The organism is Azohydromonas lata (assembly GCF_034427735.1).
Lineage (GTDB): Bacteria > Pseudomonadota > Gammaproteobacteria > Burkholderiales > Burkholderiaceae_C > Azohydromonas > Azohydromonas lata.
In genome coordinates this window covers 1-1,141 of the sequence record NZ_JAXOJX010000176.1, presented here as the reverse complement: position 1 = coordinate 1,141, position 1,141 = coordinate 1, and the positions used below count along the sequence as shown (strand labels likewise).

Here is a 1,141-nt window from a genome sequence, read left to right as displayed (position 1 = left end):
CGAGCTGAACGCGCTGCTGCAGCGCTGCCGCGCCCGCGACGGCCTGGCCGACGACCTGGGCGCCGCCGCCCGCACCCGCTACCGCCCGGGCGTGCGCGCGCTGCTGGTGGGCCCCTCCGGCACCGGCAAGACGCTGGCCGCGGGCTGGCTGGCCACGCGGCTGGGCTTGCCGCTGTACCGCGTGGACATGGCCAACGTCAGCAGCAAGTACATCGGCGAGACGGAAAAGCACCTGGCCGAGCTGTTCGCCCGCGCCGAGCACGCCGAGGTGGTGCTGCTGTTCGACGAGGCCGACGCCCTGTTCGGCAAGCGCACCGAGACGCGCGACGCCCACGACCGCTACGCCAACCAGCAGACGAACTACCTGCTGCAGCGCGTGGAGGCGTTCGACGGCATCGCGCTGCTCACCAGCAACAGCCGCGCGCGCTTCGACTCGGCCTTCACCCGCCGCTTCGACGCGATCGTGGAATTCACGCCGCCCACGCCGGCCGAGCGCCGCGTTCTGTGGCTGGCCCACCTGGGCTCGGCGCATGCGCTGGACATCACGGCGCTCAACCGGCTGGCCGCGGGCTGCGACCTCGCCGGCGGGCACATCCGCAACGTGGTGCTGGCGGCGCAGGCGCTGTCGGCCGACGCGCCCATCGCCTGGCCCGCGCTGCTGCCGGCCCTGGCGGCGGAGTACCGCAAGCTGGGCAAGCCGCTGCCCACGGCCCTGGCCTCGGAGTCCTAGAAGCATGGGCAGTCCCGCCGCACCGGTGGCGCGCCCGCGACGGCGGGGGCGGCGTGCGCAGGACGGGCAGGGCGATGGCGCCCGTGGCCGCCACGCGGGCAGCCGCTCGCGCGAGGATGAAACCCAGGCCGACGTTCCGGCACTGGACGGCACCTGGCAGGACGAGGCCGCGGCGCTGGACGGCGATCTGCCGGACGATGCGTTGCCTGCTCCGCTGGCAGGCGGGCCGGACCGGGCGCAACCCGGCTGGCCGCGCTATTTGCGCCGCCTGGATGCGGACGCACCCGCCATCGGCGACGAGGCCGCCACCGCGCGCGACGGCTTGGGCGCAGGCGATGCGCGGGCCGCCCAGGCCGCGAACACGCCGGCCGCGTCTGGTCAACCCGCACCGCGGTCGGACCGGCCGGCGCC

The 1,141-nt window shown here is 75.7% G+C and carries 2 protein-coding genes; both read left to right on the top strand.

Annotated elements, in window-relative coordinates:
* Nucleotides 1–730: ATP-binding protein (locus tag SM757_RS34865; RefSeq protein ID WP_322468845.1), on the top strand; the 730-nt coding region annotated here is incomplete at its 5' end.
* A 4-nt stretch (nt 731–734) separates the two neighbouring features.
* On the top strand, nt 735–1,141 hold a 407-nt coding region (locus SM757_RS34860), incomplete at its 3' end, for a hypothetical protein (RefSeq protein ID WP_322468844.1).